The sequence below is a fragment of the Rhizobium sp. BK313 genome (genome assembly GCF_014193655.1).
GTDB lineage: Bacteria > Pseudomonadota > Alphaproteobacteria > Rhizobiales > Rhizobiaceae > Rhizobium.
The window spans coordinates 1-23,510 of the sequence record NZ_JACHZQ010000015.1; the positions used below are offsets into that span (position 1 = coordinate 1).

Here is a 23,510-nt window from a genome sequence, read left to right on the forward strand (position 1 = left end):
TATAGGGGTTGTCGCCCTCCCAGATGAAGGCCACGTTATCGCCGTTCTTCTTCAGGTGGCGGTCGATGCAATTGTAGGAAACGTTGGTCAGACCGTCTTCGAACCATTTGATCGAGACTTTGCCGGTGAAGGACGTGTTCTTGACCTTTGTATAGGGCTTGAACCAGTCGATCCGCTGGCCGTGCTTGCCCCAGAACTTGTCGGGATCCTCGACGCTCTGCCTGTACCATTTCTGATATTTCGCCGCGTCGATCAAAGCGCGCGCTTTAACCGGCTTCGTCACCGGATGAATCTTTTCCGACATGGTTTCCTCCTCGATCTTGGCACCCTCTTTCGAGATTATGGGTGCTCATTCCATGCAATCAATAGCAGCTCAAGTTACGACAGCAATTGGACAAAGCGCATTTCATCCGCAAAGAATTGCAATTCCGCAACGCTGCGGTTATATAGGGCCATATTTCCCGGACAATGTGGTGTTACACCCCGGACCGCGACACCGGCGCGGACTGACAGAAGGACTATATCCATGGCTCAACAATTGCTCATGCCGAAGGCAACTGCCATCTGGCTTGTCGACAATACAGCCTTGTCGTTCGACCAGATTGCGCAGTTCTGCAAGCTGCATCCGCTCGAAGTCAAGGCCATTGCCGATGGTGAAGCAGCCCAGGGCATTAAGGGCCTTGACCCAATCGCCACCGGCCAGCTTTCGCGCGACGAAATCGCGCGCGCCGAAGCCAATCCGAACCACAAGCTGAAGATTTCCGAACCGAAGGTTCGCGTGCCGGAATCCAAGCGTCGCGGCCCGCGTTATACGCCGGTCTCCAAGCGCCAGGATCGGCCGAACGCCATTCTCTGGCTGGTGCGCAACCACCCGGAACTGAAGGATGCGCAGATTTCCCGCCTCGTCGGCACCACAAAGTCGACCATCGAACAGATCCGCGACCGTACGCACTGGAATTCGACGAACTTGACGCCGATGGATCCGGTGACGCTCGGCCTCTGCAGCCAGATCGACCTCGACATGGAAGTGGAAAAGGCCGCCAAGGGCCGCCCGCTGCCGACTGCCGCCGAACTCGGCGCGACGCTGCAGCCAGCGCAGGAGACCGAGAAGCTCGGCTTCAGCTATGACCGCGAGGACGAGAAGGAAAAGGAAATCGACGCCGACGCCGTCTTCGCCAAGCTGAAGTCGCTGAAATCCACCACACCGGACGATGACGACGATCGGTATTGAGACGCGATCGGTCCTCTGATTCGAAGCCCTGGTTTTTCGACCGGGGCTTTATTTTTTTGTGGCGGCTGGAACTTATCTTGCCCCGAAAATCGCAGAGCCCACGCGGACGCTCGTAGCGCCAAAGGCAACGGCAATCTCGTAGTCGCTCGACATGCCCATGGAGAGCTTTTCGACACCGGCTTTAGTCGCGAGCTTGGCCAGCAACGCGAAATGCGGCCCCGGATTATCATCCGCTGGCGGGATACACATCAGCCCCTCGATCGAAAGTCCAAGCTCCTTTCGGCAGAAATCGACGAAAGCGATCGTATCGTCAGGCGCGATCCCGGCTTTTTGCGGCTCCAGGCCGGTATTGACCTGCACATAGAGCTTCAGCGCCTTGCCCTGGCGTTTCATCTCGTCGGCCAAGGTGCGGGCGATCTTTTCCCGGTCGACCGTTTCGATGACGTCGAATAGCGCCACGGCATCCGCCGCCTTGTTCGATTGCAGCGGCCCGATCAGATGCAGCTCGATCCCGGATGTTTCGGCCTTCAGCACCGGCCACTTGCCCTGGCTTTCCTGCACGCGGTTTTCGCCGAACACCCGCTGGCCGGCCGAGATTGCCGGGCGGATCGCTTCGGCATCGAAGGTCTTGGAAACCGCGACAAGTTGCACGGCGCCCGCCGGCCGCCCGGCCTGACGCTCCGCCGCGGCAATATGGGCACGAACCGCATCCAACCGCTCTTGAAGTTCCATCTTTTTGCCTCGATATTTAAGCCTAATCCTACGACTTTGCAGTAATGAGGCAGGCGGCCTTTGCCAAGGGCCGATGCCGCAGAATCCGGCTTTGCTTTGCAAGATAAGGCACTTGCCGCACCCGCCAAACTTGACGCTTGGTTGGTTTCGTGATGAAGGTCACGGCCAACTCCCCATGATTTTCCGGAATACAAGATCAAATGGCTACCGAACGTTATAATCCGCGCGATGCCGAGCCTCGCTGGCAGCAGAAATGGAACGACGAGAAGGTCTTCCTCACCGACAACGCCGATCCGCGCGAGAAATATTACGTCCTCGAGATGTTCCCCTATCCGTCGGGCCGCATCCATATGGGCCATGTGCGCAACTACGCCATGGGCGACGTCGTCGCCCGTTACAAGCGCGCCCGCGGCTACAATGTCCTGCATCCGATGGGCTGGGACGCTTTCGGCATGCCGGCGGAAAACGCCGCCCGCGACAACAAGGTGCATCCGAAGGAATGGACCTACCAGAACATCGCCTCGATGAAGGCGCAGTTGAAGGCCATGGGCCTGTCGCTGGACTGGAGCCGCGAGTTCGCCACCTGCGATGTCGACTATTACCATCGCCAGCAGATGCTCTTCATCGACATGATGCAGAAGGGCTTGGTCTACCGTAAGAAGTCCAAGGTCAATTGGGACCCGGTCGATAACACCGTGCTCGCCAACGAGCAGGTCATCGACGGCCGCGGCTGGCGCTCCGGCGCGCTCGTCGAGCAGCGCGAACTGACGCAATGGTTCTTCAAGATCACCGAATTCAGCCAGGAGCTGCTGGACGCGCTGGATACGCTCGACCACTGGCCCGAAAAAGTGCGGCTGATGCAGAAGAACTGGATCGGGCGTTCTGAGGGCCTGACGATCCGCTGGGAGATCGTGCCGGAGACCTCGCCGAACGCCGAACGCGAAATCAGTGTCTATACCACGCGTCCCGACACGATGTTCGGCGCCTCTTTCCTGGCGATTTCGGCCGACCACCCGCTCGCCAAGGAAGCAGCGGCCATGAATCCGGCTATCGATGCCTTCTGCGAAGAGTGCCGCCGTGCCGGCACATCGCTTGCCGCATTGGAGACCGCCGAGAAGAAGGGCATGGATACGGGCATCCGCGTCCGCCATCCGCTCGACCCCTCCTGGGAGCTGCCGGTCTACATCGCCAATTTCGTGCTGATGGATTATGGCACGGGCGCGATCTTCGGCTGCCCGTCGGGCGACCAGCGCGACCTGGATTTCGCGCGCAAGTACCACCTGCCGGTCGTGCCCGTCGTGATGCCGAAGGATGGTGACGCCGCAAGCTTCACCATCGGCGATATCGCCTATGACGGCGACGGCGTCATGATCAACTCGCGCTTCCTCGACGGCATGAGCACGGAGGAAGCTTTTGAAACGGTGGCGGCGAAATTGTCGGCCGAAAGCCTCGGCAATGCGCCGCAGGCCGAACGCAAGGTGAATTTCCGCCTGCGCGACTGGGGCATCTCGCGCCAGCGCTATTGGGGTTGCCCGATCCCGGTCATCCATTGTGAGGATTGCGGCATCTTGCCGGTGCCGAAGCAGGATCTGCCGGTCAAGCTGCCTGATGACGTCACCTTCGACCAGCCGGGCAATCCGCTCGACCGCCATCCGACATGGCGCCATGTCGCCTGCCCGCAATGCGGCAAGGATGCCCGTCGCGAAACCGACACCATGGATACCTTCGTCGATTCGAGCTGGTATTACACCCGCTTCACCGCACCGTGGGAACACGAACCAACGGACAAGGCTGCGGCCGATCGCTGGCTGCCGGTCGATCAATATATCGGCGGCATCGAGCATGCGATCCTGCATCTGCTCTATTCCCGCTTCTTCACCCGTGCCATGCGCGAGACCGGCCATGTCGAAGCCAAGGAACCCTTCAAGGGCTTGTTCACGCAGGGCATGGTGGTTCACGAGACCTACAGCCGCGGCCATGGGCTAACGCGCGAATGGGTGTCGCCGGCCGACATCCGTATCGAGGAAGCCGACGGCCAGAGGCGCGCGACTTTGCTGTCGACCGGTGAGGAGATCGCCATCGGCGCGATCGAGAAGATGTCGAAGTCGAAGAAAAACGTCGTCGACCCGGACGATATCATCGCCTCCTACGGTGCCGATACGGCTCGTTTCTTCGTGCTGTCCGATTCGCCGCCTGACCGCGACGTCATCTGGTCGGAAGCGGGCGTCGAGGGCGCGCATCGTTTCACGCAACGCATGTGGCGCCTGGTGTCGGAGGCGGCTGACGCGCTGAACGCGGTCGTTTCGACTCCGGCTAAGGAAGGCGAAGCGCTGGCGATTTCACAGATCGCCCACCGCACGTTGAAGGCGGTTCAGGGCGACTACGACAAGCTTGCCTTCAACAAGGCAGTCGCGCGCATCTACGAATTCGTCAACGCACTGGCTGCTCCACTGGCCAAGGTTGCTGCTGGCGAGACGGATGCCGCCTACCGCTCCGCTGTCCGTGAAGCGGTCGAGATCCTGATCGCATTGGTCGCGCCCATTACGCCGCATCTGGCGGAGGAATGCTCGGCAGCACTCGACAACACGCATCTAATCGCCATGAGCACTTGGCCGACATACGACGAAGTGCTCGTCATCGAGAACGAGATCGTGTATCCGGTACAGATCAACGGCAAGAAGCGCGCCGAATTGACAATTGCGCGCGATGCAGATCAGAATGCCGTGCAAGAGGCTGTACTCGCCCTGGATGCCGTCGGAAGCGCATTGAATGGTCAGGCGCCAAAGAAGATCATCGTCGTTCCACAGAGGATCGTGAACATTGTCGTCTGATAATCTTTTCAAGCTCGCTCGCGCTGCAGGCGTTGCGTCTGTGATTGCCGCTGCCGGTCTTTTATCCTCCTGCCAGGTTCGGCCGCTTTATGCCGAGAGCACCGGCGTCACGCAGAAGCTCGCCGACGTTGCCTTTTCCGACGCCGGTACACGCGTCGGTCAGGCAGTTCGCAATCAATTGATCTTCATCGCCGGCCGCGGTGCTGGCGAAACCAAGACCCCGAAATACACGGTCGATCTGAGCGTCAGCTCCGGCACCACCGGTGTTCTCTACCTGCCTTCCTCCGATACGTCAGCCGCCGGCCGCACGACGGTGACTGCATCGTTCACGCTGAAGAACGCCAGCGACGGCAAGGTTCTGAAATCCGGCAGTCGCGCAGTCACATCGCTAGTGGACTTCCCGACCCAGGAATTTGCCAAGGCACGGGCTATTCGCGATTCGGAAGACCGCGCCGCGCGCGAAGTCGCCGAGCTGGTGGGCGCCGACATCGCTGCAGCGCTTAGCCGCTGATATGAGCGCGCGGCATGGCTGAGATCAAATCCCACGAGTTTGATGGATTTCTTCAAAACGCCGCGCGCAACTATCGCCTCTTTGTCATCTATGGCCCGGATCGCGGTCTCGTATCGGAGCGGGCGGGGCAAATAGCCGGCAAGACCAGCGTCGATCTTAGCGACCCCTTTTCCCTGATCAAACTTGATGTCGGCGATCTTCAGAACGATGCCGGCCGCCTGCTCGACGAAGTCAACGCCATCGGCCTGTTCGGTGGCGAAAAACTGGTGTGGATTCGCGGTGCCGCAAACGAGAAAGCCCTGGTCGATTCACTGCAGATCATTGCCGACAATCCGCCCGATGCCAGTTTTGTCATCATCGAGGCCGGTGATCTAAAAAAAGGCTCCGGCCTTCGCAAAGTAGCCGAGGCTTCTCGGACGGTCGCAACCATTCCTTGTTATGCCGACGATGTTCGCGCGCTTAATAGCCTCATCGACACTGAGCTGGCAAATGAAAATCTGCGCATCACGCCGGCGGCGCGCCAGATCCTGCTGGAATTGTTGGGTGGTGACCGCATCGCTTCGCGCAATGAGGTACGAAAACTGGCGCTTTATTGCCGCGGGCAGGGGACGATCGAAGAGGAACACGTTACCGATATCATCGGCGACGCCAGCGCCATATCAGCGGACGACGCGGTGGATGCCATTCTCAAAGGCGATTCGGAAGCTTTTCTGCATGCGATGCAGAAGATCGCTTCCTCCAAGACACCGATGTTTCTGGTGCTGCAGGGTTGCCTGAGGCAATTTCAGTTGCTGGACATGATGCGCACGGAAATGGATGAAAAGCGCGTCCAGCCGGCGCAAGTCATGCAGACTCTCGGCCGGCATCTGCACTTTCGCCGCAAACCGATCATCGAGCAGGCTCTGAAAAGCTGGACTGCCCCGGCAATTGCCCGTGAAATGAATCGGCTGCAGGCCGCTGTCCTTCAGACCAGGCAACGCGCCAGCCTGGAAGACACAATCGCCACGCAGACGCTGCTGGCGACCACGCTGCAATCAGCCCGCAAGGGCTGATTCACCCAAAACAGCTCAGCGCCGCTCCAGCAACCTGCAGATTTCCTCGAGTTGCTCCAGGGTCTTGTAGGAAATCTTCACTTGGCCGCCGCTGCCGCGATGGTTGATCGTGACATCCAGTCCAAGGGTGTCGGACAATGTCCTTTCCAGCGCCAGCGTATCGGAATCCTTCTCATCCTTGCGGGCACCGGCAGGCCGCGGATCGTTTTGAGCCTTAATATCATTCTGCGCCAGTCGCTCGGCATCGCGCACGGACATGCCCCTGGAAACGATCGTGCGGGCGAGCGCGGCCGGATCGGACGTGGAAACCAGCGCGCGGGCGTGACCCGCGGAAAGGCTACCACCGGCGAGCATGTCGCGAACCGGCTCCGGCAACTTCAGCAACCGCAGCGAATTGGCGACATGGCTGCGGCTTTTGCCGATGATCTCGCCAAGATCGTTTTGCGTATAGCCGTGTTCGGCAATCAACTGTTCATAGCCCAGCGCTTCTTCCAAGGGATTGAGATCGGCGCGCTGAACGTTTTCGACAATGGCGATTTCCAGAGCCGTCTTGTCATCGACATCGCGGACGATAACCGGAATTTCAATTAGGCCGGCCAGCTGCGCCGCGCGCCAGCGTCTCTCGCCGGCTATGATTTCATAGCGATCGATCGAGACGGTACGCACGACGACCGGCTGTACGATACCATGTTGCCGGATGGAACTGGCAAGATCGTGCAGTTCGGTTTCGTCGAAATAGCGACGAGGATTCTTTGGATTGCGGCTGATGAATTCGATCGGCACCATGCGATCCGGATTGACCCCCGGCCTGCCAGCTTCCACAGGCGTCGGCTGATCCATCTCTCCGATGAGAGCTGCCAAGCCGCGCCCAAGGCGCCGTTTCGAAAGATCATCATTCATCGCAATTACTCACTCCAGAACAAACAATAGATCAGGCCGCCGCCTTACGCTGCCGCTCCCGCTGGATCACTTCCGACGCCAGTTGCAGATAGGCTTGGCTGCCAGCGCATTTCAGATCGTAAAGGATCGCAGGTTTGCCATAAGAGGGCGCTTCGGACACGCGAACGTTGCGGGGAATCAACGTATGGTAGACCTTCTCGCCTAAATGCGTGCGCACATCGTTGACGACCTGCTGGGCGAGATTGTTGCGGGAATCAAACATCGTCAACACAATCCCCTGAATATCGAGGAGGGGATTGACGGTGCGCCGCACCTGATCGACGGTCTCCAGCAATTGGCTGAGACCCTCCAAGGCGAAGAATTCGCATTGCAGCGGCACCAGAACCGAGTGAGCGGCCGCCATGGCATTCATTGTCAACAGATTGAAAGAAGGCGGGCAATCGACCAGTATGTAGGAGAAAGCGGTGGCGCCTGCGCCGTTCAGAGCCCGGCGCAGCCGAAAGACGCGGTCAGGCTGTTGAGCAATCTCCATCTCGATGCCAAGCAGATCCATCGTCGAGGGGACGATGTAGAGATTGGGAACCGCGGTCTCCTGAACCGTGTCCAGAATTGTATGCGTGCCAACCAGAAGATCATAGGACGATATCTTGCGGTCCCGTCGCTCGATACCCAGACCCGTGCTCGCATTGCCCTGCGGATCAAGGTCGACAATCAAAACACGTTCGCCAATGGCGGCCAGCGCCGTGGCCAGGTTAATCGCGGTGGTTGTCTTGCCGACGCCACCCTTTTGATTTGCGATAGTAATAATCCGGTTTCGCTCGCCGATCATTGCCGCATATCCAATTATGGTTAAGTTCGACGTCGAGGGCGATTTAACTCCAAAACAACAGAATCTCGCTCGACAACACTGCTGTGTTTTACCAGATCGAATTCCCAACGACCACGGGCTTTCTGGACCTCGCGCTCGTAATCCCGGCCTTTATGCAGCAACAAACGTATATTTTCATTCCGCTCCATCCACGGCGCCGCGTAGTCGAGCAGCACATCCAGCTCGGCAAGGGCTCGTGCCGAGATCACATCGCAGTTAGGAATGACCTTTGGCGCTTCTTCGATGCGGATGGCATGAACCGCACCGCGGGCCTCACATTCCCTAAGGCAAACCCGCAGAAACGCCGCCTTTTTCTGATTGCTTTCGACCAGATCGACGTGCCCGTCCGCCTGCTCTGAGAGGAGAATCGCGGTAATGATGCCGGGAAAACCGCCGCCGCTTCCGAGGTCGACCCAATGCGACGGTTTCGGGTGAAGTTGAAAAATCTGTGCGCTATCCGCTATATGACGCCGCCAGAGGTCATCGACAGTTGACGGCGCGACCAGATTGATGGTCTTCGCCCATTTTTGGAAGAGCTCAGCAAAGTGCTGCAACCGTCCTTGTGTTTCACGTGAAACACGCACACCGTTTAATTCCATGGCAGGACTCTCACACCTTGCAATGTCAGGAAACCAGCTTCCGCTCCGCGGTTCCGTCCAGCTTGCGCAGATAGGCAAGCAAGAGCGATATCGCTGCCGGCGTCATTCCTTCAATTCGCGACGCCTGCGCAATATTCTTCGGTCGCGCCGCCGTCAGCTTTTGCTTCAACTCATTCGACAAGCCGGATAGAGCGGAGAAATCGAAACCCGCGGGTATCACACGCTCTTCCTCGCGCCGCACCTGCACGATATCCGAAGCTTGCCGGTCCATATAGACGGCATAGGCAGCCTCGATCTCGACAGCATCCACAACGCGACGATCCATCAAGCGCAATTCCGGCCACAGACCGGACAGTGATTCGACGGACTGCTCCGGATAGGACAAGAGGTCATATGCCGATCGGCGTTGACCATCCTTGTTGAGATGCAGTCCGGCCTTTTCCGCCTCGCTGGGTGTGACCGTCAATCCCTTCAATTGGAAACGCGCTCGCTCGAGCTTTTCCATGTATTCGCTAAAGCGCAATGCGCGATTCACGTCGACACAGCCAATGGACAAGCCAAGCGGCGTCAGGCGAACATCGGCATTATCAGCACGCAGCGACAGACGGTATTCCGCACGAGAGGTAAACATTCGATACGGTTCAGCCACTCCGCGTGACGTAAGGTCGTCAATCATCACGCCAATATAGGATTCCGTGCGGCTGAGCCGGATTGCCTCGCCGCCTGAGGCTAAACGCGCAGCGTTCAGACCAGCAATCAATCCCTGCGCCCCCGCCTCCTCATAACCGGTCGTCCCATTGATCTGTCCCGCCAAAAACAAGCCGTGAATCTTCATCACTTCAAGCGAAGGCTTCAATTCGCGCGGATCGACATGATCATATTCAATGGCGTAGCCGCACTGCAGCATTCGAACTCGTTCCAGACCCGGAATGGTTCGGATAAAGGCATCCTGCACTTCTTCGGGAAGCGAGGTAGATATCCCATTCGGATAAATGGTCGTATCGTCCAATCCTTCGGGCTCCAGAAAAATCTGATGGCCGTCTCGCTCGCCAAATTTAACGATCTTATCTTCGATCGACGGGCAATAGCGCGGCCCGACGCCTTCGATCTGACCGGAATACATTGCCGAACGCATGAGGTTGTCGGCAATGATCTTATGTGTCGCCGGCGTCGTCCGCGTCACCCCGCATTCGATCTGCGGATTCACGATGCTATCCGTCATGAATGAAAACGGCACCGGCTCGTCATCGGCACCCTGGCGACCTACGGAATTCCAATCAATGGTATTGCCATCCAAGCGCGCCGGCGTTCCTGTCTTTAGGCGGCCAAGCGTTAGATCATAGCGCTGCAAGGTGGCCGATAGCCCCACAGACGGCTCCTCGCCGACACGCCCAGCCGGAATCTTCCTGTCGCCAATATGGATCAGACCACGAAGGAAGGTGCCGGTCGTTAGAACGACAGCGCCACACCGGAAGACCCGCCCATCCTTCAAAACCACCGCTGAAACCCGGCCATCATCGATGGTCAGATCAAAAGCGTCTCCCTCAATCACATCCAGGTTATCGATTGCCGTAATCTCAGCCTGCATGGCAAGCCGATAAAGCTTGCGATCAGCCTGGGTGCGCGGGCCACGAACGGCGGGACCCTTTTTCCGATTCAGCATGCGGAATTGAATACCCGCTGCATCCGCAACGCGACCCATCAAGCCATCCAGCGCATCGATCTCCCGAACCAAATGGCCTTTGCCCAAACCGCCAATCGCCGGGTTGCACGACATCACCCCGATCGTGTCGCGCTTATGCGTGACGAGCGCCGTGCGCGCGCCCAAACGTGCGGCTGCGGCTGCAGCCTCACTGCCCGCATGTCCACCACCTACAACAATCACATCAAATATTTTGTCGAGCATTTCAAAGCCCTCGGTATTGCCGCCTGTTTGGCACACCAAATTCAGGAGTCAAGAAGGTTTCACGTGAAACGTTCTCGGCGGCCTGTCCGAAACCGTGTTTCACGTGAATCACTTACCAATGCAGAATTCGGAGAATATAACGTCAAGAAGATCCTCGACATCGACCCTCCCTGTGATCCGGCCCAAACTATGCGCAGATTGCCGCAGGAATTCCGCGCGTATATCCAACCCAGCAGAAACCGAATTCACCGCCCGCGTCAACGTCTCCAGGCTATCCGTCAATAGCGTCCGATGCCTTAAGCGGCTGGGCAGTGCCAGCGACAGAGCCGCGGATCGCGTTTGCAAATCATTAACCAACAGTTGATGCAACGCCGTCAGACCGGCACCGGTCGCGGAGGAAATGCAGAGATCGTATTTTTCACCGTCGACAGGATGGATATCCGACTTGGTGCCTATACGAAAGACCCTACCATCGAAACCTGGAAAATCCGCTTGGGCCTCGGTCCCGATCTCAGCCAGGGACAGGATGATATCCGCTTCGGCCGCCGTCTTCAGGGCCCGCTTGATTCCCTCACGTTCAATGACTTCCTTTGTTTCACGCAAACCGGCGGTGTCATACAGCTTCACCGCATATCCTTCGATATTGAGATCGATATGCAAGACGTCGCGCGTCGTCCCGGCAATATCGGTCACGATCGCCACCTCTCGCCGCGCCAGTACATTCATCAAGCTTGACTTCCCGGCATTCGGAGCACCGGCAATTACGACCTTCAACCCATCCCTGACAATTTCGCCGAAATCGGCGCCGGCCAGATGCGCAGATAGTTCGGACTGCAGCTCTGCCATATCCGCCCAAATCAGATCGGACACAGAACCGGGAACATCATCCTCATCGGCAAAATCCAACTCCGCTTCGATCAGCGCTCGCGCTCGCGTCAGACGATCCGCCCATCCCTCATAAAGCCTGGAAAGGCCCCCTGCAGCATGCTCCACTGCCAATCGACGCTGCATTTCCGTCTCAGCCGCAATGAGATCGGCCAGGCCTTCGACTTCGACAAGGTCCATCTTGCCGTTCTCAAGGGCCCGGCGTGAAAACTCGCCATGTTCAGCCAACCGGCACTTTTCGAAGGACGCAAGCTCTCCGAGAAGCGTCGCGACAACGGCTTTGCCGCCGTGAACGTGAATTTCCGCGCAATCCTCGCCAGTGAAGGACGCCGGACCAGGGAAAATCAGAACCAGACCCTGGTCGACAATAAGACCATTTCGTGTGCGAATCGTTTTGAGTGCCGCCTGCCGAGGCTCCGGCAGCGACCCAGCCAATATTCTCGTCGCAGATAGGGCCTCCGGCCCGCTGATTCGTACGACTGCGAGACCGGCCGGCAGACCGCCGCTGGAGAGCGCAAAGATCGTATCGTTGAAATCGTGCATAGAATTGATCCGCATCCGAATCGATTCGCCCTGAGGCGATCGAAGACTCATCTCACGGTTATACAAACAAAATCGGGCCGCACGATGCGACCCGACAATTTCGCTTCAGCTTACACCGCTCAAGAGCGATGGTGAATCCGGCTAAGTATTACGTGTTCATCGAGTCGAAGAAGTCCGGATTATTCTTCGTCTGCTTCAGCTTGTCGATCAGGAATTCGATCGCATCCGTGGTGCCCATCGGCGCAAGGATACGGCGAAGAACGAAGATCTTCTGCAGATCCTGACGCGGCACCAGCAGGTCTTCCTTACGGGTGCCGGATTTAAGAATGTCCATCGCCGGGAAGATGCGCTTGTCAGCGACCTTGCGGTCGAGAACGATTTCCGAGTTACCGGTGCCCTTGAATTCTTCGAAGATTACTTCGTCCATGCGACTACCGGTATCGATCAGCGCGGTCGCAATAATCGTCAGCGACCCACCTTCTTCGATATTACGCGCTGCACCAAAGAAGCGCTTCGGGCGCTGCAACGCATTGGCGTCGACACCACCGGTCAGAACCTTGCCGGAGGAGGGGACGACGGTGTTGTAGGCACGGCCGAGACGCGTGATCGAATCGAGCAGGATGACAACGTCACGGCCATGTTCGACAAGGCGCTTGGCCTTCTCGATGACCATTTCCGCGACCTGCACATGGCGGACAGCTGGTTCGTCGAAGGTCGACGAGATGACCTCGCCGCGCACCGAGCGCTGCATGTCCGTCACTTCCTCGGGACGTTCGTCAATCAGAAGAACGATCAGATAGCAGTCCGGATGATTGGCGGTGATCGAATGGGCGATATTCTGCAGCAGCACCGTCTTACCGGTGCGCGGCGGTGCCACGATCAGACCGCGCTGTCCCTTGCCGAGCGGCGCCACGAGATCGATGACGCGTGGCGACAAATCCTTCGTGGTCGGAACGTCGAGCTCCATGCGGAATCGCTCGTTCGGATAAAGCGGCGTCAGATTGTCGAAGTGGACCTTGTGACGGATCTTTTCCGGATCGTCGAAATTGATGGTGTTGACCTTCAACAGCGCGAAATAGCGCTCGCCTTCCTTCGGTCCGCGGATCGGTCCCTCAACCGTATCGCCGGTCTTTAGCGAGAAGCGGCGGATCTGCGACGGGGAGATATAGATATCGTCCGGACCCGGCAGATAGTTGGCATTGGCGGAGCGAAGAAAGCCGAATCCGTCCTGCAGGACCTCGACAACGCCTTCGCCGATAATTTCCACGTCCTGGCTAGCAAGCACCTTTAGAATGGCAAACATTAGTTCCTGTTTGCGCATCGTGCTGGCATTTTCGACCTCGAGCGATTCGGCAAAAGCCAGGAGATCGGTCGGGGATTTGTTCTTAAGTTCTTGAAGCTTCATTTCAGCCATGAAGGGATTTACTCTGTTTTTAGAAGGGGAAAGGCAATGTTGGTCGTATTCAGAACCGCGATGAGGGCATTCGCGGGCGACAGAACTGATACATGCCACGAAGAAGAGATGGCGGGAAAATAGCGATTCACTTTGTGCCCCGCAAGGGGGGCCAGCAAAATGAAGGAAATTTAACTTCGACGCTAAGTTCTACTGTTTATTTCAGCCAAATGGCTTCACCACCACAAGGATCACGATCAGGATCATCAGCACCGTGGGCGCCTCGTTCATAAACCGCCAATAGCGGGCGGAATGCCGATTTTCATCGCGGGCGAAAGCCCCAACGGCGCGGCTGAAAAACATATGCACGCCGGTGAGCAGCACGACGAGACCGATCTTGGCATGCAGCCAACCGCCTTGAAAATCATAGACCGACCAGGCGAGATAAAGTCCGAAAACCCATGTCAGCATCATAGCCGGCGTCATGATCACCCGCAAAAGCCGCCGCTCCATCACCTTGAATGTTTCCGATTGCTGAGAGCCTGGCTCTGCATCGGTGTGATAGATGAAAAGCCTCGGCATGTAGAATAGCCCGGCCATCCAGGAGATCACCGCGATGATGTGGAAAGCCTTGATCCAGAGGTAGAGATTGTCCGGATGCCAGGCGAACAGGCCGATCGCCAACGCCACGAACAGCAGGATCATGAAATATGCGCGCCGGCTGGCATAGGCGCCCGGGCGAGGATCTATCTGCTTTTCCCTCGATTGCTCACCCATCTATTCAGCCCCTCCATCCGCGCACGCGCTCGACCAAGGCGGCAACGTCCGATGGATCGGCCTGCGGCGTGATGCCATGGCCGAGGTTGAAGATCAGCGGGCCGTGACCCAGATGCTGCAGGATCTCGTCGATCCCGTCCGTGAGCGCCTTACCGCCGGCAACCACGCGCATTGGATCGAGGTTGCCTTGCACCGGCCCGTCCTGTTGCAGCTCCCTGGCAAAGGCAAGCGGCACCGACCAGTCAAGACCGATCGCATCCGCGCCTGTCTTCTGCCGATAGGTCTTCAGCAAATATCCCGCGCCCTTGGCAAAGGCGATGATCCGGGCCTGCGGCCGCCGCGACTTCACGGAAGCGATCATCCTGGCAACCGGCTTGACGGCGAAAGCCTCGAACTCCGTCTCGCCAAGCACACCCGCCCAGGAATCGAAGATCTGCACAGCGTCGGCGCCGGCATCGATCTGGGCCACCAGATAGTCGGCGGAAATATCGGCCAGCAGCAGCAGCAGATGCTCGAACGCGTTTGGATGCCGATAGGCGAAGAGCCGGGCAGGGGCCTGATCGGGCGTCCCGTGGCCGGCGATCATATAGGTCGCAACGGTCCAAGGCGCCCCGCAGAAGCCTAGCAGCGTCGTCTCCTCGGGCAGCTCGCTCCGCAGCCGCCGTACCGTCTCCATCACCGGAGCGAGGTGCCTAAGCACGCCGTCGACCTTCAGCGCTCGAATGCCCGCTTCATCGATGGGATCCATCTCTGGCCCATGCCCCTCGGTAAACCGGACATTGCGTTTCAATGCATCGGGAATCACCAGGATGTCGGAAAACAGGATTGCAGCATCGAAGCCATACCGCCGGATCGGCTGCAACGTCACTTCGACCGCATGCTCTGGACTGTAACAGAGTTCGAGGAAGCTCCCTGCCTTCGCCCGTGTCTCCCTGTATTCCGGGAGATAGCGACCGGCTTGGCGCATCAGCCAGAGAGGGGGAGGCGTCAACGTTTCTCCGTTGAGCACCCTCATGATCTTCCGGCGTTCATCGCTCAAGACATTATCCCATATAAAAACTAAAGATATATCTAAGGTTTCTATTTCTTAGAGTCGGTGACTATCAAGGATTAAAATTCATCCACGCCTTGTCCAATTTGTCGCGTACCCATGCGCACTTCCGCAAAGCCATCGGGGCATTTATGGGATATGTGGAAAGCGGAATAATTAGATCAATCTTTTTAGCAACTTGGCTCGTCCTCTGCTTTGAACCGTCCTGGGGATAAGCTGGGGAGCCGGGCAGCGGAAAACAGATTATCCACGTTGCCCACAAGCGCCGATGAAGACCCTTCGCGAAAAACCGAAATGTGGAAAAGTCGGCGGTTTTCCACTTGCCCCCGACCGGGCGGTTCCCGTACCTCTCTTTTCTCCCGAGATATCAACAGGTGATGGAAAGTAGCGTGGAAAACCGGACAAGCTTCTTTCATCTGCATCTGATTTCTGACTCAACGGGCGAGACTCTAATCTCCGCAGGCCGCGCCGCATCGGTGCAATTCCATGCCAGCCAGCCGATCGAGCATGTCTATCCGCTGATCAGGAACCGCAAGCAGCTTCTGCCGGTACTCGAAGCGATCGATCATAGTCCTGGAATTGTCCTCTATACGATCGTCGACCGTGAGCTTGCCGATTTTATCGATGAGCGTTGTCGAGAGATGGGCGTGCCCTGCGTCAATGTCCTCGAGCCGGTGATGAATGTCTTCCAGACCTATCTCGGTACGGCCTCGCGCCGCCGGGTCGGCGCCCAGCATGTGATGAACGCCGATTATTTTGCCCGCATCGAAGCGCTGAACTTCACCATGGATCATGATGATGGGCAGATGCCGGATGACTATAACGATGCTGATGTCGTCATTATCGGCATCAGCCGGACATCGAAGACGCCGACCAGCATCTACCTGGCCAACAGAGGCATCAAGACCGCCAATATCCCGATCGTGCATGGTGTGCCCTTGCCCGAGAACTTGATCCAGGCGACCAAACCGCTGATCGTCGGGCTGGTGGCGACCACCGACCGGATATCGCAGGTTCGCGAAAATCGCATTCTCGGAGCAACAGCCGGTTTCGATCGCGGTGATTATATCGACCGCGCGACAATCTCCGAGGAGCTTAAATATGCCCGCTCGCTCTGCGCCCGGCACAATTGGCCTATCATCGACGTCACCCGCCGCTCGATCGAAGAGACCGCGGCTGCCATTGTTGCTCTGCGCCCGAAGCTGCGCTAAGCGCTGGATATCATGATTCCCGAGGTTCATCCGAATGACAGCGCCGCTCATCCTCGCTTCTTCCAGCCCATTCCGGCAGATGTTGATGAAAAATGCCGGCCTGCATTTCCAAGCAGTTGCGGCTGACATCGATGAACGCGCGATCGAGGCACCGCTGGAGCGGGATGGCGCTGGACCGGATGCCGTGGCGCTGGTGCTCGCCAAGGCCAAGGCGAAAGAGGTGAGTGATCGTTTCGCCGGTTCGCTCGTCATCGGCTCCGATCAAACGATGTCGCTCGGCGATCAGGTCTTCCACAAGCCCAAGACGATGGCAGATGCTGAAAACCATCTGCACACTTTATCCGGCAAGACACATCGTCTGAACAGCGCCATCGCGCTGGCGCGCAACGGCGATATTATCTGGGAACATGTGTCCCACGCCGAATTGACCATGCGCAAACTCTCGTTCGATTTTATCCATCGCCACCTGAGCCGGGTTGGCGACAAGGCGCTGTCGAGTGTCGGTGCCTACCAGCTAGAGGCTGAAGGGATACAGCTTTTCTCGAAAATCGACGGCGATTATTTTACCATCGTCGGACTGCCGATGCTGCCGCTCCTTCAGCAGCTTCGCGAACTCGGAGTGATCGATGGGTGATTCACGTGAAACATTGGGCCCTAATGCTTTTGTCACGGGCTATCCCATCAAGCATTCGCGCTCACCGCTGATCCATGGCCATTGGCTGCGAACACTCGATCTCGTGGGCAGTTATCGCGCGCATGAAGTCTCGCCGGATGATTTTCCGGCCTTCATCGCCTCCTTGAAGGACGGCTCGAGCGGCTTCGTCGGCGGCAATGTGACGATCCCGCACAAGGAGACGGCATTCAGGCTGGCGGATCGACCGGATGAATTGTCCGCGGAGCTCGGTGCTTCGAACACGCTCTGGCTTCAGGACGGCTTGCTGCATGCGACCAACACCGACGGCCGCGGTTTCACGGCCAATCTGGACGAGCGACATCCCGGTTGGGATCATACCGGCCGGGTGGTGATCCTGGGCGCGGGCGGCGCCAGCCGCGCCGTCATCCAGGCGGTCCGGGATCGTGGCATCAAAGAAATTCACGTTGTCAACCGTACTGTCGAACGGGCACAGGATCTGGCGGATCGATTCGGTGAACGCGTCCAAGCCCATCCGATGGCAGCACTGGATGAGGTGATGCGGGGGGCCGGCCTCTTCGTCAATACCACTTCGCTCGGCATGGACGGCGAGACGGCACCGCGGATCGATTTTTCGCCGCTGGCTGAAAATGCTGTTGTCACCGACATCGTCTATGTGCCGTTGAAAACCCCGTTGCTTGCCCAGGCCGAAGAACAGGGCTTTGCCATTGTCGACGGTCTCGGCATGTTGTTGCATCAGGCTGTGTCAGGATTCGAAAAATGGTTCGGCAAGCGTCCCGTTGTCGATGAGGCGCTGCGGGCGTTAATCATCGCCGATATGGAAAAGCACTGATGATCCGCGTTGGCCTCACCGGATCGATCGGCATGGGAAAATCGACGTCGGGGAAGCTCTTCGCCGAAGCCGGTATCCCCGTAAATGACGCCGACGCAGTGGTGCATGATCTCTACAACGGCGAGGCCGTCCCTCTGGTGGAAGCCGCTTTTCCAGGAACGACGAAGGATGGGGCTGTCGATCGACAGGAGCTTGGCCGCAAACTTGCTGCCGACCCCTCCGGTTTCAAACGACTGGAAGCCATCGTCCATCCGCTGGTCCGACAGCGCGAGCGGACGTTTCTGGACCATCAACGTGCCGCCGGGGCGGATATCGTCGTGCTCGATATTCCGCTCCTGTTCGAGACCGGCGCCGATGAAAGGGTCAACAAAATCGTCGTCGTCAGCTGCGATCCACAGATTCAAAGGCAAAGAGTGCTTGCCCGACCGGGCATGACTGAGGAAAAATTCAATATGATTCTCTCCCGCCAGACGCCGGATGCGGAGAAGCGGGCACGGGCCGATTACATCATCGACACCGGCCACAGCATGGACGCGGCGCGGAAGCAGGTCAGAGACATCATAGCGGACCTGCGGCAGCAGTCGGCGGATAACGAACCTACTGGCGGAGAGCCCTGATATGCGCGAAATCATTTTCGATACGGAAACGACCGGCCTGGACAACAGAGCCGACCGCGTCATCGAAATCGGCGGCATCGAGCTTTTCAATCATTTTCCCACCGGCAAGACCATCCATCTCTATATCAATCCCGGCGACCGCAAGGTTCACCCGGATGCGCTTGCCGTGCACGGAATCACCGACGAATTCTTGAAGGACAAGCCGCCCTTTGCCGATGTTGTTGAGGAGATCCTCATGTTTTTCGGCGAAGCGAAGTGGATCGCCCATAATGCGACTTTCGACATGGGCTTCGTGAATGCCGAATTCGCGCGGCTCGGCCGGCCGCCGATCCTGCCCGACACGGTGATCGATACGCTGGCCATGGCGCGGCGCAAACATCCGATGGGGCCGAACTCACTGGATGCACTCTGCCGGCGCTATGGCATCGATAATTCCCACCGCACCAAACACGGCGCGCTTCTCGATTCCGAGCTGCTGGCGGAAGTCTATATCGAGATGATCGGCGGACGGCAGACGGCTCTTGGCCTCGGCAGCATCAACGGTTCATCCGCACGGTCCCGGCAGGCCGACGATGCGGGAGAGATCGTTGCGGATATCCTCGTGCGGCCGAAGCCTCTGGCAGGCAGATTGAGCCAGACCGAGTTGGAAGATCACGCCGCGCTGATTGCCAAGCTTGGCGAAAAAGGCATCTGGTCGAAATACCGCGCTTTGAACTGAAGAATATTTCAAGCCGCCAAAAGAAAATGCCCGAATCGCAATCCGGGCATTTTTATTTCCATCGATGGAATAGACAGAAGCTTAGTTCGGAACCGCTTCGACCTGGGCGCGGGCCTGTTCTTCGGCGACACGCTGTGTGAACATCTGCGCGAAATCAATAGGATCGATCATCAGTGGCGGGAAGCCGCCATTGCGGGTGACGTCGGCGATGATCTGACGGGCGAAGGGGAACAGCAGGCGTGGGCACTCGATGAAGAGCAGCGGCAGCATGTGTTCCTGCGGGAAACCGGTGACGCGGAAAACGCCGCCATAGACCAGCTCGGTGTGGAAGAGAACCCGTTCACCGTCCTTCGCCTCGGCATTCAGCGTCAACACGACGTCGAAATCCGATTCAGACAGCGGGTTGGCGTTGACGTTAACATTGATGTTTATATCGGGGGCGTTTTCCCGGGCCTGCAGCGAGCGCGGAGCACCAGGATTTTCGAAGGAAAGATCCTTGGTGTATTGAGCAAGGATGGAAAGGCTCGGGCTGGCTGCACCGTTGCCGCTGTTCTCGTTGGCCATGGGGGTTTCCTCTGACGTCAATGGGTGTCGCCATCTAGCATTTCGAATAAGGGCTTACAACCCTTGAGGCTCCGGCCATTTTCGGCCGCTTTGGCCTATTCTTCAAGGCGTTTTTGATCAGACCAAGGCGAGTTGCGATTGGGCTCGCGATGAAAATCGGTCTCATCGAGATCGACAACGCCTCCCGCTCCGCGCGGCCGGGTTTTGGGGCTGGGACCTTGGTTCGGGCCTTGCCCAGTTCCATGTCTGAAGGCGCGCGAGCCGCCCAGAACGACGATGCGTTTCCGCAGGACCTTCCAGGCGAGTTCACGCACCGCCGGAATGAAGAGCAGCAATCCGATAATATCAGAAATGAAGCCGGGCAGCATCAAGAGGAATGCGGCAACGACGATCATGGCGCCATGCACCATCTCGCGTCCGGGGTCGCCACCGTTGCGGCTCTCGGCCGAAATGCGCTGCAGGATGCCGATGCCCTGGATTCTGAGAAGGGCAGCGCCCAATAGGGCGCTGAGGATGACCAGCGCCAATGTTGCCCAGACGCCGACCATCTTGCCGACGATGATGAAACCGGCGATTTCGGCAAGCGGCATCAGAAAGACGAAGATAGGAACAAGGGATAGGCGCATGTTAACGTGTCCTGGAAGCGGGCTTATATGCTTAGCGTTAGTCCATCGCGCATAATAAAGATACCAGTCCGCTATTTGAATGATAGATGGATGCGGACTATATGGGGATTGAAACTCTCAATTTTAACGGTGGTTCCGACACGAGATGGGTGCAAACGACTTTGTGACGATCTTTTTCCTGGTGGCGGCGGTGCTGATCTTCTTTCAGCTGCGTAGCGTCCTTGGCCGCCGCACGGGGAATGAGAAGCCGCCGCGCGATCTCTATGGTTCTCCCGATTCGGCTACCGGTCCGACTGTGCCCGATGCCGGCAAGGTGGTGACCCTGCCGCGCCGCGATGCGGCGGAGGATGAAGACCGCTTTGCCGCCATCGACGCCTTTGCGGCAGCCGGTACGGCGCTCAATGATTCGTTGCGCGAACTCAGCAAGGCCGACCCCACCTTCAATCCGAAGGAATTCGTCAACGGGGCGCGCATGGCCTACGAGATGATCGTCATGGCGTTTGCCGATGGCGACCGCAAGGCGCTGAAGGGTCTGTTGTCGCGAGAGGTCTATGAGGGTTTCGACGCTGCCATTACCGAGCGCGAGACCAAAGGTGAAAAGGTGAAGTCAACTTTTGTCGGCATCGACAAGGCCGACATCGTCAGCGCTGAGATGAAGGGGACGGAAGCTTTCGTGACGATGCGTATCGTCAGCCAGATGATTTCGGCGACCTACGACAAGACCGACACGCTTATCGATGGTGATGCCGAAGCCGTGGCCGAGATCAGCGATCTCTGGACCTTTGCCCGCGACAGCCGTTCGCGCGATCCGAACTGGAAACTCGTGGCGACCGAATCCGAACAATGACGACTCCATCGCAGGATTTCAGGCTTGAGCCGGCAACCTTCGCCGATCTGAAGGGCTGGAAGGACGACGATCCCTCCGGCCTTTTTCGTGCCATGAAGGACTGTCGGGCTTATATCAGGGACGTGAAGCCTTACCGCACCGGTGCTACCGGTTTGACCGCAAGTGATCTCCTCACCTTGCTCGATGATGCAAAGGATTGCGAGCCGAAGGACGCGGCCGAAGCCCGAGCGTTTTTCGAGCAACGCTGCCGGCCCTTCTTCATTCGCCGCGGCGACGGCGTCAGGGGTTTCGTGACCGCCTTCTACGAGCCGGAGATCGCAGTTTCCGCGACGCCGGACGAGATCTATTGCTATCCCTTCTATCGCCGCCCGGACGATCTGATCGATCTGGATGATGGGAGCAGACCCGCGGAGCTCGATTCGTCCTATATGTTTGGTCGCTTGGACAACGGCACCGTCTCCGCCTATCCCGACCGTGGTGAGATCGATCGCGGTTGTCTCGAGGGCAGGGGCCTGGAGATTGCCTGGGCGAAGTCCAAGGTGGATGTCTTCTTCGTGCATGTGCAGGGCGCCGCGAGGCTGCGCTATCCCGATGGGCGCATGGGCCGCATTACCTATGCCGCCAAGGCCGGCCATCCGTTCTCGGCTGTCGGCCGTCTGCTGATCGAGCGCGGTGTACTCGACCGCGCGACGATTTCGATGCAGACGATCCGCGATTGGCTCTATGCTCATCCGCAGGAGGTCGATCAGGTCCTGTGGCATAACAGGTCCTATATTTTCTTCCGCGAGGCCGATGTCAGCGATCCGGCGCTTGGTCCGATCGCAGCGGCGAAGGTGCCGTTGGTCGCCGGCCGCTCGCTGGCGGTCGATCGCCTGATCCACACCTTCGGCTTCCCTTTCTTCATCCAGTCGGAAAGCCTGACGCATCTCGATGGCGGCAAGCCTTTTGGGCGGCTGATGCTGGCGCTCGACACCGGCTCGGCGATCGTCGGCCCGGCGCGCGGAGATATCTTTACCGGTTCCGGCTACGATGCCGGAGAGCTTGCCGGTACCGTGCGCAACGACGCGGATTTTTATATATTGGTTCCGAAGGCGGCAGCTCAGAGGTTCGGCTGATGGCTTCAGATCGACAAACCAAGGAACGAAAGCTCAGCACGGACGAACGCATCCTCTGGGGCAAAGTCGCGAAAAGCACCCGGCCATTGCCGGAGCGACTTGCCGATATAGAGGCTTTCGACGAGGTTCTGGCGGCGGAGGCGCAGGCTGAGGAAACCGCACGCGCCGAAAAGGCGAGAGTCACGGCAGCGTCCACCGATCCGCAAATTTCGCCGCCACCGGCAAAACAGCCTTCCGGCACACACCAGCCGCTGGAGCGGCCGGTCAAGCGCAAGATCGCCAAGGGCCGGCTGGCGCTGGAAGCGCGGATCGACCTCCACGGGCTGATCCAGAGCGAAGCGCATGCCATGCTTCTGGATTTCCTCCTCCGGGCACATCAACGCGGTCTTCGCCACGTGCTCGTCATCACCGGCAAGGGCAGTTCCATGGGCAGCGAGGGCGCCTTGAAGCGCGCCGTACCGATGTGGTTTTCGAAGCCCGAATTCCGCTTCCTGATCTCCTCTTACGAGACCGCGGCGCAGCACCATGGCGGCGACGGCGCCCTCTATATCCGCCTGTCGCGACTGAAAGGGGACAGGCTGTGACCCCGTTCGGCGAAGCGGTGAGAAAACTCAGGGCGCGAAAAGGTGTCTCGCAGAAGGAAATGGCCGCGGCCCTGAACGTGACTCCGGCTTATTTATCTGCCTTAGAACATGGAAAGCGCGGCACACCGACCTTCGATCTGCTGCAGCGCATAGCCGGATACTTCAACATCATCTGGGACGAGGCAGAAGAATTGTTCCTGCTGGCGCGCTTTTCCGACCCGCGTGTCGTCATCGATACCTCGGGCCTAGCGCCCGAATATACGGCCCTGGTCAATCGCTTGGCAGGCCGGATTCGCAGTCTCGATGCGGCGACAATTAGGGAACTGTCCCTGGTTCTCGAAAATGCCGGTAAAAGCGGCTGAAAACCGCCTTAATCCCCTGCTTTATGCCTGATATGGGGGCCTTCCGTTTGGAAGTTCGGGGTGAAACATCCTATATTCAGGGAAAGAAGAACTGCTGATTCGG

25 protein-coding genes are annotated in these 23,510 nt (G+C 58.3%); 13 read left to right on the forward strand and 12 right to left on the reverse strand.

Going from position 1 to position 23,510, the window contains the following annotated elements:
• Positions 1 to 304, reverse strand: a 304-nt coding sequence (locus FHT86_RS36580; RefSeq protein ID WP_281413766.1) for an acetyl-coenzyme A synthetase N-terminal domain-containing protein, incomplete at its 3' end; no start/stop codon positions are given.
• 222 nt (positions 305 to 526) lie between these two features.
• Between FHT86_RS36580 and FHT86_RS36585 the strand changes: the two genes are divergently transcribed.
• Positions 527 to 1,231 (forward strand): DUF1013 domain-containing protein, encoded by a 705-nt coding sequence (locus FHT86_RS36585; protein WP_133708712.1) that lies wholly within the window; start codon positions 527 to 529, stop codon positions 1,229 to 1,231.
• A gap of 72 nt (positions 1,232 to 1,303) precedes the next feature.
• On the opposite strand, the gene FHT86_RS36590 is transcribed toward FHT86_RS36585, so the two are convergent.
• Positions 1,304 to 1,963 (reverse strand): YggS family pyridoxal phosphate-dependent enzyme, encoded by a 660-nt coding sequence (locus tag FHT86_RS36590; RefSeq protein ID WP_133708711.1) that lies wholly within the window; start codon positions 1,961 to 1,963, stop codon positions 1,304 to 1,306.
• 200 nt (positions 1,964 to 2,163) lie between these two features.
• Here FHT86_RS36590 and leuS point away from each other — a divergent pair, with 200 nt between their 5' ends.
• From leuS to holA, 3 genes are read left to right on the forward strand one after another with little or no spacing between them, the layout of a single operon-like run.
• Positions 2,164 to 4,794 (forward strand): leucine--tRNA ligase, encoded by a 2,631-nt coding sequence (leuS, locus tag FHT86_RS36595; RefSeq protein WP_133708710.1) that lies wholly within the window; start codon positions 2,164 to 2,166, stop codon positions 4,792 to 4,794.
• Positions 4,784 to 5,305: an LPS assembly lipoprotein LptE gene (gene lptE / locus FHT86_RS36600; protein WP_133708709.1), complete on the forward strand. Its 522-nt coding sequence runs from the start codon at positions 4,784 to 4,786 to the stop codon at positions 5,303 to 5,305. The genes leuS and lptE overlap by 11 nt, the downstream gene beginning before the upstream one ends.
• Positions 5,306 to 5,319: 14 nt before the next feature.
• The gene (holA, locus tag FHT86_RS36605) at positions 5,320 to 6,357 is read left to right on the forward strand and encodes a DNA polymerase III subunit delta (RefSeq protein WP_133708708.1); all 1,038 of its coding nucleotides are present in this window, start codon (positions 5,320 to 5,322) and stop codon (positions 6,355 to 6,357) included.
• 15 nt (positions 6,358 to 6,372) lie between these two features.
• Here the strand turns inward: holA and FHT86_RS36610 are convergent, their stop codons facing one another.
• The 8 genes from FHT86_RS36610 to hemE all read right to left on the reverse strand — a co-directional run bounded on the left by FHT86_RS36610 (position 6,373) and on the right by hemE (position 15,267).
• Entirely contained in the window at positions 6,373 to 7,257 is an 885-nt protein-coding gene (locus tag FHT86_RS36610) for a ParB/RepB/Spo0J family partition protein (protein ID WP_133708707.1), read from the reverse strand.
• A 31-nt stretch (positions 7,258 to 7,288) separates the two neighbouring features.
• A complete protein-coding gene (locus FHT86_RS36615; protein ID WP_133708706.1) occupies positions 7,289 to 8,086 on the reverse strand; it encodes a ParA family protein in 798 nt (265 codons plus the stop codon).
• 20 nt (positions 8,087 to 8,106) lie between these two features.
• Positions 8,107 to 8,724, reverse strand: a complete 618-nt coding sequence (gene rsmG / locus FHT86_RS36620; protein WP_133708705.1) for a 16S rRNA (guanine(527)-N(7))-methyltransferase RsmG — start codon at positions 8,722 to 8,724, stop codon at positions 8,107 to 8,109.
• 25 nt (positions 8,725 to 8,749) lie between these two features.
• Positions 8,750 to 10,630 carry a tRNA uridine-5-carboxymethylaminomethyl(34) synthesis enzyme MnmG gene (mnmG, locus tag FHT86_RS36625; protein WP_133708704.1) on the reverse strand — a complete coding sequence of 627 codons (1,881 nt, stop codon included), beginning with the start codon at positions 10,628 to 10,630 and terminating at the stop codon, positions 8,750 to 8,752.
• Positions 10,631 to 10,738: 108 nt separating this feature from the next.
• Positions 10,739 to 12,058, reverse strand: a complete 1,320-nt coding sequence (gene mnmE / locus FHT86_RS36630; RefSeq protein WP_246779839.1) for a tRNA uridine-5-carboxymethylaminomethyl(34) synthesis GTPase MnmE — start codon at positions 12,056 to 12,058, stop codon at positions 10,739 to 10,741.
• Between the two features lie 148 nt (positions 12,059 to 12,206).
• Complete coding sequence (gene rho / locus FHT86_RS36635) at positions 12,207 to 13,472, reverse strand: transcription termination factor Rho (protein WP_133708702.1); 1,266 nt, start codon at positions 13,470 to 13,472, stop codon at positions 12,207 to 12,209.
• A gap of 201 nt (positions 13,473 to 13,673) precedes the next feature.
• Positions 13,674 to 14,228 (reverse strand): protoporphyrinogen oxidase HemJ, encoded by a 555-nt coding sequence (hemJ, locus tag FHT86_RS36640; RefSeq protein WP_133708701.1) that lies wholly within the window; start codon positions 14,226 to 14,228, stop codon positions 13,674 to 13,676.
• A 4-nt stretch (positions 14,229 to 14,232) separates the two neighbouring features.
• The gene (hemE, locus tag FHT86_RS36645; RefSeq protein WP_133708700.1) at positions 14,233 to 15,267 is read right to left on the reverse strand and encodes a uroporphyrinogen decarboxylase; all 1,035 of its coding nucleotides are present in this window, start codon (positions 15,265 to 15,267) and stop codon (positions 14,233 to 14,235) included.
• A gap of 401 nt (positions 15,268 to 15,668) precedes the next feature.
• Between hemE and FHT86_RS36650 the strand changes: the two genes are divergently transcribed.
• From FHT86_RS36650 to dnaQ, 5 genes are read left to right on the forward strand one after another with little or no spacing between them, the layout of a single operon-like run.
• Positions 15,669 to 16,490 carry a pyruvate, water dikinase regulatory protein gene (locus FHT86_RS36650; protein WP_133708699.1) on the forward strand — a complete coding sequence of 274 codons (822 nt, stop codon included), beginning with the start codon at positions 15,669 to 15,671 and terminating at the stop codon, positions 16,488 to 16,490.
• Positions 16,491 to 16,524: 34 nt separating this feature from the next.
• Positions 16,525 to 17,124, forward strand: a complete 600-nt coding sequence (locus FHT86_RS36655) for a Maf-like protein (protein WP_133708698.1) — start codon at positions 16,525 to 16,527, stop codon at positions 17,122 to 17,124.
• Complete coding sequence (locus FHT86_RS36660; RefSeq protein WP_133708697.1) at positions 17,117 to 17,974, forward strand: shikimate dehydrogenase; 858 nt, start codon at positions 17,117 to 17,119, stop codon at positions 17,972 to 17,974. Before FHT86_RS36655 ends, FHT86_RS36660 begins: the two co-directional genes overlap by 8 nt.
• The gene (gene coaE, locus FHT86_RS36665) at positions 17,974 to 18,591 is read left to right on the forward strand and encodes a dephospho-CoA kinase (protein ID WP_133708696.1); all 618 of its coding nucleotides are present in this window, start codon (positions 17,974 to 17,976) and stop codon (positions 18,589 to 18,591) included. Before FHT86_RS36660 ends, coaE begins: the two co-directional genes overlap by 1 nt.
• Position 18,592: 1 nt before the next feature.
• Positions 18,593 to 19,309, forward strand: a complete 717-nt coding sequence (dnaQ, locus tag FHT86_RS36670) for a DNA polymerase III subunit epsilon (protein ID WP_133708695.1) — start codon at positions 18,593 to 18,595, stop codon at positions 19,307 to 19,309.
• Positions 19,310 to 19,390: 81 nt separating this feature from the next.
• Here dnaQ and secB read toward each other — a convergent pair whose 3' ends face one another.
• Together secB and FHT86_RS36680 are read right to left on the reverse strand one after the other, a co-directional pair.
• Positions 19,391 to 19,873 carry a protein-export chaperone SecB gene (gene secB / locus FHT86_RS36675; RefSeq protein WP_104821435.1) on the reverse strand — a complete coding sequence of 161 codons (483 nt, stop codon included), beginning with the start codon at positions 19,871 to 19,873 and terminating at the stop codon, positions 19,391 to 19,393.
• A gap of 95 nt (positions 19,874 to 19,968) precedes the next feature.
• The gene (locus FHT86_RS36680; RefSeq protein WP_133708694.1) at positions 19,969 to 20,499 is read right to left on the reverse strand and encodes an FxsA family protein; all 531 of its coding nucleotides are present in this window, start codon (positions 20,497 to 20,499) and stop codon (positions 19,969 to 19,971) included.
• Positions 20,500 to 20,644: 145 nt separating this feature from the next.
• Between FHT86_RS36680 and FHT86_RS36685 the strand changes: the two genes are divergently transcribed.
• From FHT86_RS36685 to FHT86_RS36700, 4 genes are read left to right on the forward strand one after another with little or no spacing between them, the layout of a single operon-like run.
• Positions 20,645 to 21,346 carry a Tim44/TimA family putative adaptor protein gene (locus FHT86_RS36685; protein WP_133708693.1) on the forward strand — a complete coding sequence of 234 codons (702 nt, stop codon included), beginning with the start codon at positions 20,645 to 20,647 and terminating at the stop codon, positions 21,344 to 21,346.
• On the forward strand, positions 21,343 to 22,461 hold the full coding sequence (locus tag FHT86_RS36690) for a murein transglycosylase A (RefSeq protein ID WP_133708692.1): 1,119 nt from the start codon (positions 21,343 to 21,345) through the stop codon (positions 22,459 to 22,461). Before FHT86_RS36685 ends, FHT86_RS36690 begins: the two co-directional genes overlap by 4 nt.
• Positions 22,461 to 23,045 carry a Smr/MutS family protein gene (locus FHT86_RS36695; RefSeq protein WP_133708691.1) on the forward strand — a complete coding sequence of 195 codons (585 nt, stop codon included), beginning with the start codon at positions 22,461 to 22,463 and terminating at the stop codon, positions 23,043 to 23,045. Before FHT86_RS36690 ends, FHT86_RS36695 begins: the two co-directional genes overlap by 1 nt.
• On the forward strand, positions 23,042 to 23,407 hold the full coding sequence (locus FHT86_RS36700) for a helix-turn-helix domain-containing protein (RefSeq protein WP_133708690.1): 366 nt from the start codon (positions 23,042 to 23,044) through the stop codon (positions 23,405 to 23,407). The genes FHT86_RS36695 and FHT86_RS36700 overlap by 4 nt, the downstream gene beginning before the upstream one ends.
• The last annotated feature ends 103 nt before the right edge of the window (positions 23,408 to 23,510 follow it).

Bases quoted from the DNA above. Each gene is read 5' to 3' on its own strand.
- coaE (WP_133708696.1), top strand. From the start codon at position 17,974: ATGATCCGCGTTGGCCTCACCGGATCGATCGGCATGGGAAAATCGACG.
- rsmG (WP_133708705.1), bottom strand. From the start codon at position 8,724: ATGGAATTAAACGGTGTGCGTGTTTCACGTGAAACACAAGGACGGTTG.
- FHT86_RS36680 (WP_133708694.1), bottom strand. From the start codon at position 20,499: ATGCGCCTATCCCTTGTTCCTATCTTCGTCTTTCTGATGCCGCTTGCC.
- FHT86_RS36610 (WP_133708707.1), bottom strand. From the start codon at position 7,257: ATGAATGATGATCTTTCGAAACGGCGCCTTGGGCGCGGCTTGGCAGCT.
- dnaQ (WP_133708695.1), top strand. From the start codon at position 18,593: ATGCGCGAAATCATTTTCGATACGGAAACGACCGGCCTGGACAACAGA.
- hemJ (WP_133708701.1), bottom strand. From the start codon at position 14,228: ATGGGTGAGCAATCGAGGGAAAAGCAGATAGATCCTCGCCCGGGCGCC.
- FHT86_RS36695 (WP_133708691.1), top strand. From the start codon at position 22,461: ATGGCTTCAGATCGACAAACCAAGGAACGAAAGCTCAGCACGGACGAA.
- FHT86_RS36590 (WP_133708711.1), bottom strand. From the start codon at position 1,963: ATGGAACTTCAAGAGCGGTTGGATGCGGTTCGTGCCCATATTGCCGCG.
- rho (WP_133708702.1), bottom strand. From the start codon at position 13,472: ATGGCTGAAATGAAGCTTCAAGAACTTAAGAACAAATCCCCGACCGAT.
- FHT86_RS36685 (WP_133708693.1), top strand. From the start codon at position 20,645: ATGGGTGCAAACGACTTTGTGACGATCTTTTTCCTGGTGGCGGCGGTG.
- FHT86_RS36615 (WP_133708706.1), bottom strand. From the start codon at position 8,086: ATGATCGGCGAGCGAAACCGGATTATTACTATCGCAAATCAAAAGGGT.
- FHT86_RS36660 (WP_133708697.1), top strand. From the start codon at position 17,117: ATGGGTGATTCACGTGAAACATTGGGCCCTAATGCTTTTGTCACGGGC.
- mnmG (WP_133708704.1), bottom strand. From the start codon at position 10,630: ATGCTCGACAAAATATTTGATGTGATTGTTGTAGGTGGTGGACATGCG.
- secB (WP_104821435.1), bottom strand. From the start codon at position 19,873: ATGGCCAACGAGAACAGCGGCAACGGTGCAGCCAGCCCGAGCCTTTCC.
- FHT86_RS36585 (WP_133708712.1), top strand. From the start codon at position 527: ATGGCTCAACAATTGCTCATGCCGAAGGCAACTGCCATCTGGCTTGTC.
- FHT86_RS36655 (WP_133708698.1), top strand. From the start codon at position 16,525: ATGACAGCGCCGCTCATCCTCGCTTCTTCCAGCCCATTCCGGCAGATG.
- leuS (WP_133708710.1), top strand. From the start codon at position 2,164: ATGGCTACCGAACGTTATAATCCGCGCGATGCCGAGCCTCGCTGGCAG.
- holA (WP_133708708.1), top strand. From the start codon at position 5,320: ATGGCTGAGATCAAATCCCACGAGTTTGATGGATTTCTTCAAAACGCC.
- FHT86_RS36690 (WP_133708692.1), top strand. From the start codon at position 21,343: ATGACGACTCCATCGCAGGATTTCAGGCTTGAGCCGGCAACCTTCGCC.
- mnmE (WP_246779839.1), bottom strand. From the start codon at position 12,058: ATGCACGATTTCAACGATACGATCTTTGCGCTCTCCAGCGGCGGTCTG.